The sequence below is a fragment of the Pseudomonas taiwanensis genome (genome assembly GCF_013393345.1).
Taxonomy (GTDB): Bacteria; Pseudomonadota; Gammaproteobacteria; order Pseudomonadales; family Pseudomonadaceae; genus Metapseudomonas; species Metapseudomonas resinovorans_C.
Genome location: NZ_QJRF01000030.1, coordinates 317,069 through 325,220, shown reverse-complemented (window position 1 = coordinate 325,220; position 8,152 = coordinate 317,069). Strand labels below are relative to the sequence as shown.

Sequence of the window (8,152 nt, the reverse complement as noted above, 5' to 3'; positions counted from 1 at the left end):
CGTGCCTTCGGCATCCTTGGTCGCGAAGCGAGGAGCCACCAGGCTGGCAAACTTTTCCAGTTCCTCGTTGTTCTGCTCCGGGTCCAGGTGACCCTGACCGAACATCAGGAACAGCTCGTTGAAGCCCAGGCGGTCGTGGGCGCGGCCGATCTGATCGGCGATCTCGTCAGCCGAGCCGATCAGCACGTTCGGCATTTTCTGGCCGAACGGAATGAACCACTTGTCCCAGAACCACTTATGCTCGGCCATCAACTGCTTGGCCTTGTCCTTGTCATCGGTCAGCATCAGGAAACCGCCCCAGGCAGCAACATCCTCACGGGCAACCTCCCGCTCGTGCTGGCGTGCGGTATCGGCATAGCGGGTCCACAGGGCATCGCAAAAGTCCAGGTCGGAAGCCAGCACGATTGGCTTGCCGCCTTCCCGGGCCCACATGTCGACGGTGCGCATGCTGCCGGCAAAGCCGCCGTAAATTTTCGGGTGGGGACTCTGGTAGCACTTCGGCGCAATGCCGATCTGGCGCACGATGCCATCTGCATCCATGCCCTTGCCCATGCTGGCATAGGCCGGGTGACCGGCAGAGCCGCCATTTGGCGGGAACTCCCAGTGTTTGCCCTTGTGGCTAAACACGTCATTGGCCCAGGCCTTCTTGATGACCTGCAGCGACTCCTCGAAGACTTCGCGGTTCAGCGCATCTTGCTCGTCGCGGGCCTTGGCGTTGTCCGGCGTAGTGGCGCTGACACCCGGACGCGCAGCATAGGAGTCGACCCAGCGCGCATGGTAGCCACGGGTGAAACCAACCATCAGGCGCCCTTGGAGCATGTGGTCAAGGGTGGCGATTTCTTCGGCGATACGCACCGGGTTATGGGTCGGCAGGGTGTACCCCATGATGCCGGCCTTCATCCGCTTGGAATGCAGGCCCACATAGAGACTGAACATGCCGGGATGGTTGTTGATCTCAAAACCTTCGATCTGCAGGTGGTGCTCAGGCTGGCAATAGCCTGCATAACCAAGCTCATCCGCCAGACGAACGTAATCACGCACTTCGGATAGAAAGCGCTGATACAACTCAGGACGCTGCCCAGCCATACCCGCTTCCAGCTCATAACGACGACCGATTACACCTGTTTGCATCAAATGAAACTTCATTGCGTCCCCTCCTGTTCGTTGTGTTATCAAAACTAATCAGCTCCGACCCATTTGTCAACACATATGTTGATACGCTGGACGGAGCAATGAGCGGCAAGCTGAACCGCCAGCCATGAATCAATAACTCATTGATTTAAATCAAAAACTCTCGTGCCGACGCGGCGGATCCGAAGCGGCATGGCGCCCACTTCCAGTCGGCGTGAGCCGCAGGCGCGCATGGGTCAACCGTTGAAAATAGGATGCGAGATCACATCAATTTGAGATGGGAGAGCATATGCCCCAACTTGGTTGCCTTGGTTTGCAGGTAATGTGCATTGCAGGGCGTCAGTACTGACTGCAACTTGACCCTCTCAACAATGCTGATGCCGTCACGCCTCAGGGCCTCCACCTTCCGCGGGTTGTTCGTCATCAGGCGCACAAACTCAATGCCAAAATGACCGAGCATCTGTGCACCAATCAGATAATTGCGCATGTCCGCTCCGAATCCCAGTTGCTCATTAGCCTCGACAGTGTCTGCCCCCTGATCCTGGAGTTCGTAGGCCCGGAGCTTGTTGATCAAACCAATGCCTCGCCCCTCTTGGCGCAGATAGAGCAAAATGCCTCGCCCTTCCTCGGCAATCAGTTTCAGCGCGATATTTAACTGCGATCCACAATCGCAGCGCTGACTGAACAGTGCATCCCCGGTCAGACACTCGGAGTGCACCCGGCACAGGACAGGCTCACCTGAACGGACATCGCCCAGTGTAAGGGCAACATGCTCCTTGCCGGTCTCGAGGTCTTCAAACCCATGAATATCAAAGGTCGCAAAGGGCGTTGGCAGATGCGTGGATACCGCATATTTCAAACTCATATCCTGCTCTCGATCTGTTCAGACATGACCAACGCACAACTTCTTGCACAGCACGACACACGTACACCAACTCGGGTTAAATGTTAATTGTTTGTGTCCGGGCACCCAGAACATACGCGAAGAATCAGCGGTAGACGACGTACTCCGAGACCTGCAAGTTGAACCCAGAGATCCCGTGATACTTTGCCGGCGACGCCATAAGCCGCATATCCCCTAAGCCGAGATCACGGAGTATCTGCGACCCAACACCAATCATCAGAGGATCACCATCTGCCGATGCTCTAGGCACTTTGGACATGCTGCTCAGGGCATCTATCTTGTGCTTCATGTCTGAGGAAGATTCTGCGCCTGCAAGAAGTACCAACACGCCCTTTTTCTCCGCCGAAATTCGCGCAAGGCAGCGCTGGATATTCCAGCCACTACTGCCAGGAATCTGAATGCCGAGCAAATCACGGAGGCAAACCGACTGCTGCACGCGAACTAGCGTAGCCGAGCCATCCAGTTCGCCCTGGGTCAGAGCCAGGTGGATATCTCCGTTAATACAGTCGCGATAGGCATGCATCATGAATTGACCATGATCGGTCATCACTGACTGTTTATACAGCCGCTCAATGGTCGCTTCATTGACAGCCCGATAATGGATTAGGTCGGCAATGGTGCCGATCCTGAGCCCATGCTCCTTGGCAAATTCGATCAATTCAGGCAGGCGCGCCATTGAGCCGTCTTCGTTCATCACTTCACAGATCACCCCGGTTTCATTAAGACCGGCCAGTCTGGCGAGATCGCAGGAAGCTTCTGTATGCCCAGCTCGAACCAACACACCACCCGGCTCGGCGATCAGTGGGAAAATATGCCCCGGTTGGACAATGTCCTCCGCCCTGGCAGAGTGTGCCGCTGCGGCCTGTACCGTCAAAGCCCGATCTGCGGCGGAGATCCCGGTACTCACCCCCTTTGCCGCCTCAATCGAGGCGGTGAACTTGGTGCCGAAACCTGACCCGTTGTGTTCGACCATCAGCCTCAGCCCCAAGCGCTCGGCCTGGGACTTGCTCATTGGCATGCAAATCAGGCCGCGAGCAAAGCGAGCCATGAAGTTGATGTGCTCAGCCTTCACATGCTGAGCGGCCATGACGAGGTCGCCCTCGTTTTCGCGATCCTCATCGTCAATCAATACGACCATTTTACCGAGGCGGATGTCTTCGATAATGTCTTCAATCTTGTCTAACTGCATAGCTGCACCCTTAATGGCCGTTTGATGGGATTCCCCTTAGCTACAGGTTTTCCCGGCGCGCCGGCAGATCGGCAGCCTGCGGCTTGCCACCCGGCCACCGGACCCGCAAGTCTGCGGTGAGTGAGGTCGCGACCTGCTCCCAAGGCCCCATATGTACTGCCAGCATTTCCCTTTTCGAAAAATGCCATTTGCCGTGCAGACGTTGGTATTTGTCGTAATAGCGCACGGCCCCAAACAGGCTTTGGCCAGCCATGGCAATTTCGAGATGCGCGCCAACCACTCCCGTTGCGGTGTCATCACCGGTGAAAGTGATCAAGCTATAGTGAGGCGTGTGGATGGTGATGCCCATGTTCGCTCTGGCACTTCGCAGGAAAACCATGATCGCGGCCCGATCAGTACCGCCGGCGAACCCACCGGCATGGAATTCTGCTCCAGGCGCAAAGAGCGCCTCCAAGGTAGCGAAGTCATCATCGTCTGTGGCAACGAAGTAGCGGACGGCCAAATCCTGCAGCTCGGCGCGGTCTTCCAGCGCTTTAAGCCTGCGTTCGATATCTGACATATGAATACCCTCTTTCTTGTTTTGAACCATCGTGCGGCCTTTGTCGAAATTAGTCAACACAACAGTTGATTTGCTCTATCATCGACCCTCCCCGACTCGATTTCCGGGTAACCTTCCGCGGCCCCCCCAGCAAGCGTCATCGGGACAAATCATTTCCAATCTCTGGTTGCAGATCCGCGGCAACCAAATCAACATTACAGTTGACTGAACAGTCTTGCCGGCCCAGATTCGGCGCCCACGATCAACACCAGGAGTACTCAGATGCGGGCAATTATTTGCAGCGAATACGGCCCTGCAGAGGCGCTGACTCAAGGCGAAATGGACAGCCCGGCCATCGGAACTGACGACATTCGCATCAGGGTCTATGGGGCAGCAGTCAATTTCCCAGACAATCTGATCATCCAGGGAAAGTATCAAGCCAAACCGCCGATGCCCTTTGCCCCAGGCTTTGAGATCGCAGGCGAGGTAATTGAGGTCGGCGCCAATGTCAATGCATTACACCCTGGTGACCGCGTCATGGCTCTGACCCGAGATGGCTACGGCGGATTCGCCGAAGAGGCCGTGGCCCGTGCCGAACTGGTGGTCAAGGTGCCGGAGGGCATGGATTGTGTAACCGCATCAGGCTTTTATTCCGCATACGGCACCAGTTACTACGCTCTGGTTCGCCGCGGCCGGATTCAGGCAAATGAGACTCTCGTTGTGCTCGGCGCCGCGGGCGGCGTGGGCCTTGCCAGTATTGAAATTGCCAAGGCGCTCGGTGCAACAGTCATTGCTGTTGCCAGCTCCACACACAAGCTGGAAGCTGCGAAGGCACACGGCGCCGACCACCTAATCGATTACAGCAACGAAGACCTGAAGAAGCGGGTACTAGAGCTGACCGACGGCCGAGGGGCGGATATGTGCATGGATACGGTGGGCGGCGAAGCCTTCAATAGCATGTCACGCTGCATGAGCCACGGTGGCAGGCTATTGATTGTCGGCTTCGCCAGCGGACAGATTCCGCAGATACCGGCCAACCTACTGCTGCTGAAGAACATTCAGGTCGCCGGCATCTTCTGGTGGCCCGCCGTACAACTCGATCCGGCGCAACACCACGCCAGCTTCAGGCACCTGTCGGAGCTTTACAGAGCGGGAAGTCTGAGGCCGCTTATTTCGCGGACCTATCCGCTAGAAAGGACACCGGATGCCCTCAAAATGGCGCTGTCCCGCAATCTGATTGGCAAACTGGTCATCACGCCGACCACCGAACCAAGTAACTAGATCCACCCCACTCAGCGAGGGGGCTCTGTCGCCATAAGCCTGTATACCGGATCAACCGGGAAGCGATCACCGCGCGTAAATCCATCGAGAGGAATCGGTGCCTCCGCTTCGACCCAGGCTTCAACCTTGTGCCAATCCAACACCACCGTGCGCTCATCAATCTTCCATTCGCCATTGCGCCGGGAGAGACGGTCCAGATAACGGGCCCCCATTACATCGGCCATCCGTGGACTACCGATTCGCACAAGAGTCGCCATGACCTGCGACTCCGATCGAGCCGTGTCTCCATCAACCTCAATCAGTACATTGGTGATCGAGTGTGTAGTCGCCACGTTAGCGGAGGTTAGGCGTGCGGGTAAAAAACGAGCAAAGTCACTGCCAGTCCCCCGCCAGTAACCATGATCATCGTAGGCGTCGTCATGGTAGACAGAACGGATCAACTCCTCGTCGCAGCGATCCGCACCGCGGCAATAACGGATCAGCACTTCATAGATCGCCTGCTTGTCCAGCAGAACCTGCATGTCTTTGGTCATTACTCTGCCCTTGATGTTGTTATCGCGATCCTGGCCATGAGCCAGGGGTTAAGTCGACTCGAACTGGATTCAACGGACACGTTCCGGTAGGTCATACAGTGATTCATTTACCGATCAAATATCAACACATTTGTTGACTTTAAGGAAGCAAGAATGCTACTGATGGCCATGGAACAGATGATGGGATAAGCCGGGCTTCGCGAGACGCGCTGACAACGTTCGGATCCGACAATCTAAGTCACAGGAGTCCAGGGTGAACACAGCCAACAACCCACTTGAACGCAACAAGGAAGTGGTGCGCCATTTCTTGAGTGTTTTCTCCACCGGTGATGTGGCCGGAATCGTCAGCTGCCTGGACGATGACTGTATTTGGTGGATATCCGGCAACGTACCCGGCATTTCTGGCAGCTACAGCAAACTTCAGATGGGAGAACTGCTGGCTGGCGTCGTCAACGTTTACAAGCATGGCGCTTTGCCGATCACCTCCGGCAGCATGACTGCCGAAGGCAAGCGTGTCGCAGTGGAGGCAGAGTCTTGCTCGGAGCTGAAAAACGGACGGGTGTTCAAGAACACCTATCACTTCCTTTTCGAGGTGGATGGTAAGCGCATCACCAATATCCGGGAATACAGTGACACTCTGCACATGTACGAAACCTTCATCGCCGAGTAGATCACACCAGCTTGGCGGGGCGCGGCCGCCCTGCCCAACACATAACAACAAGAGGGCAACATCGTGAGTCGACTAGCAGGCAAAGTGGCGTTGATTACCGGGGCCGCTAGGGGCATGGGCGAGTCCCATGCCAGATGCTTCGTTGCGGAAGGTGCCAAGGTGGTGTTGACCGATCTGTCAGAACAAGCCGGCCAGGCACTGGCTAAGGAGCTTGGCAGTAACGCGTTGTTCTTGAAGCACGACGTCACCTGCGTCAACTCCTGGGCAGAGGTGATGGCCGAGGCCGAATCCGCGTTTGGCCCCCCCACTGTGCTGGTCAACAATGCCGGCATACTCGGCCCGGTAGCCAACACCCTGGCCCTCGGCGAAGCGGATTACCTGAAGGTTTGCAGCGTCAACCAGCTCTCGGTGTTTCTGGGTATGCGGGCCGTTCTGCCGTCCATGCTCAAGGCAGGCATCGGTTCGATTGTGAACATTTCGTCGATTGCCGGCATGGCCGCAAACTATGGCTTCCCAAACCTGGCCTATGTGGCCAGCAAGTTCGCGGTACGTGGCATGACCAAAGCGACAGCAATTGAATACGGCCCGAAAAACATCCGCGTTAACTCGGTACACCCTGGCTTCATTCAGACGCCGATGATGGTGGAGGCAACCGATGAGAACGGTGGAGATGCACTGAGCATGATTCCGTTGGGCCGTATCGCCGCCGCCCAAGAGGTCTCCAACCTGGTGCTGTTCCTTGCATCGGACGAGTCCTCCTACATCACAGGCAGTGAACACCTGATTGACGCGGGGATGCTGGCTCAGTAAGTCGCCCGTTATTGCTGAACGAAGATACTTTCACAGCAGCCGTGCTGAGATTTTCTTTGCCAAGCTCGAGACGTCAACAGCCCCTCGCGGGGTACCGACTCGAGCGCGGCGAAGGGTCGTAGCCACGTGACTAGGTCGATGGGTGGCCAGCTGATTGCCCACGCCACCTCCGTCAGTGAGCTGCCCGACCTTCGGTTGATTACAAGCGTTGAGACGAAAAATGCGCAAGATGCTATTCAAGGGCGCCGCGGGCATCAGCCTGGCGGCCGATGTCGGCGGCGACCCCGATCGTCAACCCATCGTGCTACTGCACGGCGGCGGACAGACTCGTCACTCGTGGAAAAACACGGCGCAGCGCATGGTCGATCGCGGCTTTCACACCGTGTCGTTGGACTTGCGCGGCCATGGTGACAGTGGCTGGTCGCACGACCAGGACTACAGCCTGGATGTCTTCGTTGCTGACTTGCACGAGGTTATGGAGACCCTGCGCCGACCACCGGTGCTGGTCGGAGCCTCGCTTGGTGGGCTGACTTCCCTACTCGCCATCGGCGAGGCCCGTCAGCCTGCCCATGGCCTGGTGCTGGTGGACGTGGTGCCGCGGATCGAGGCCGAAGGAGCAGCGGAAATCCTCCGGTTCATGCAGGCCGCTCCGAATGGCTTCACTAGCCTGCAAGAAGCAGCCGATGCGGTTGCAGCCTACCTTCCCCATCGGCAGCGGCCGACCGACTTTGGAGGACTCCAGCGTAACCTGCGCCTGGGCGCCGACGGCCGCTACCGCTGGCACTACGATCCAGCATTCACCGCCCCAAACAACCAACGCTCCCGGCGCCCCGAGCGTCTAGAAGCTGCTGCATCAAGGGTGGACATACCTACGCTTCTTATCCGTGGCGGCGCCAGCCGGCTGGTCAGTGAAAAGGGGGTAAATCAGCTTCTTGCGCTGATTCCGCACGCACGGCTGGCTAATGTGGCCGGAGCCGAACATATGGTCGCCGGCGACAGCAACGACGCGTTCAACGATGCCTTGTTCGACTTCCTGAACAGCTCGGTGGAGGCTTAGGGACTATCCGTACTTGATGTTGAAGGTAGGCGCAGCCAT

Annotated in this window: 9 protein-coding genes; 4 read left to right on the top strand and 5 right to left on the bottom strand. The window is 57.2% G+C overall.

Features of this window, described 5'->3' with window-relative positions; genetic code table 11:
- The 4 genes from DM872_RS02725 to DM872_RS02710 form a co-directional block, all read right to left on the bottom strand.
- On the bottom strand, positions 1 to 1,146 hold a 1,146-nt coding region (locus DM872_RS02725; protein ID WP_179057997.1), incomplete at its 3' end, for an LLM class flavin-dependent oxidoreductase.
- Between the two features lie 247 nt (positions 1,147 to 1,393).
- Positions 1,394 to 1,996, bottom strand: coding sequence for a GTP cyclohydrolase II (ribA, locus tag DM872_RS02720; RefSeq protein WP_179057996.1), 603 nt, complete (start codon positions 1,994 to 1,996; stop codon positions 1,394 to 1,396).
- 124 nt (positions 1,997 to 2,120) lie between these two features.
- Positions 2,121 to 3,224: a bifunctional 3,4-dihydroxy-2-butanone-4-phosphate synthase/GTP cyclohydrolase II gene (ribBA, locus tag DM872_RS02715; RefSeq protein WP_179057995.1), complete on the bottom strand. Its 1,104-nt coding sequence runs from the start codon at positions 3,222 to 3,224 to the stop codon at positions 2,121 to 2,123.
- 40 nt (positions 3,225 to 3,264) lie between these two features.
- Positions 3,265 to 3,843, bottom strand: a complete 579-nt coding sequence (locus DM872_RS02710) for a nuclear transport factor 2 family protein (protein ID WP_218648998.1) — start codon at positions 3,841 to 3,843, stop codon at positions 3,265 to 3,267.
- A 201-nt stretch (positions 3,844 to 4,044) separates the two neighbouring features.
- On the opposite strand from DM872_RS02710, the gene DM872_RS02705 reads away from it, so the two are divergent.
- The gene (locus DM872_RS02705) at positions 4,045 to 5,043 is read left to right on the top strand and encodes an NADPH:quinone oxidoreductase family protein (RefSeq protein ID WP_179057994.1); all 999 of its coding nucleotides are present in this window, start codon (positions 4,045 to 4,047) and stop codon (positions 5,041 to 5,043) included.
- 11 nt (positions 5,044 to 5,054) lie between these two features.
- On the opposite strand, the gene DM872_RS02700 is transcribed toward DM872_RS02705, so the two are convergent.
- The gene (locus DM872_RS02700; RefSeq protein WP_179057993.1) at positions 5,055 to 5,576 is read right to left on the bottom strand and encodes a nuclear transport factor 2 family protein; all 522 of its coding nucleotides are present in this window, start codon (positions 5,574 to 5,576) and stop codon (positions 5,055 to 5,057) included.
- A 253-nt stretch (positions 5,577 to 5,829) separates the two neighbouring features.
- Here DM872_RS02700 and DM872_RS02695 point away from each other — a divergent pair, with 253 nt between their 5' ends.
- The 3 genes from DM872_RS02695 to DM872_RS02685 all read left to right on the top strand — a co-directional run bounded on the left by DM872_RS02695 (position 5,830) and on the right by DM872_RS02685 (position 8,113).
- Entirely contained in the window at positions 5,830 to 6,246 is a 417-nt protein-coding gene (locus DM872_RS02695; protein WP_179057992.1) for a nuclear transport factor 2 family protein, read from the top strand.
- Positions 6,247 to 6,309: 63 nt separating this feature from the next.
- On the top strand, positions 6,310 to 7,056 hold the full coding sequence (locus DM872_RS02690) for an SDR family NAD(P)-dependent oxidoreductase (RefSeq protein ID WP_179057991.1): 747 nt from the start codon (positions 6,310 to 6,312) through the stop codon (positions 7,054 to 7,056).
- A 220-nt stretch (positions 7,057 to 7,276) separates the two neighbouring features.
- Positions 7,277 to 8,113, top strand: a complete 837-nt coding sequence (locus DM872_RS02685) for an alpha/beta fold hydrolase (protein ID WP_179057990.1) — start codon at positions 7,277 to 7,279, stop codon at positions 8,111 to 8,113.
- Positions 8,114 to 8,152 lie beyond the last annotated feature (39 nt).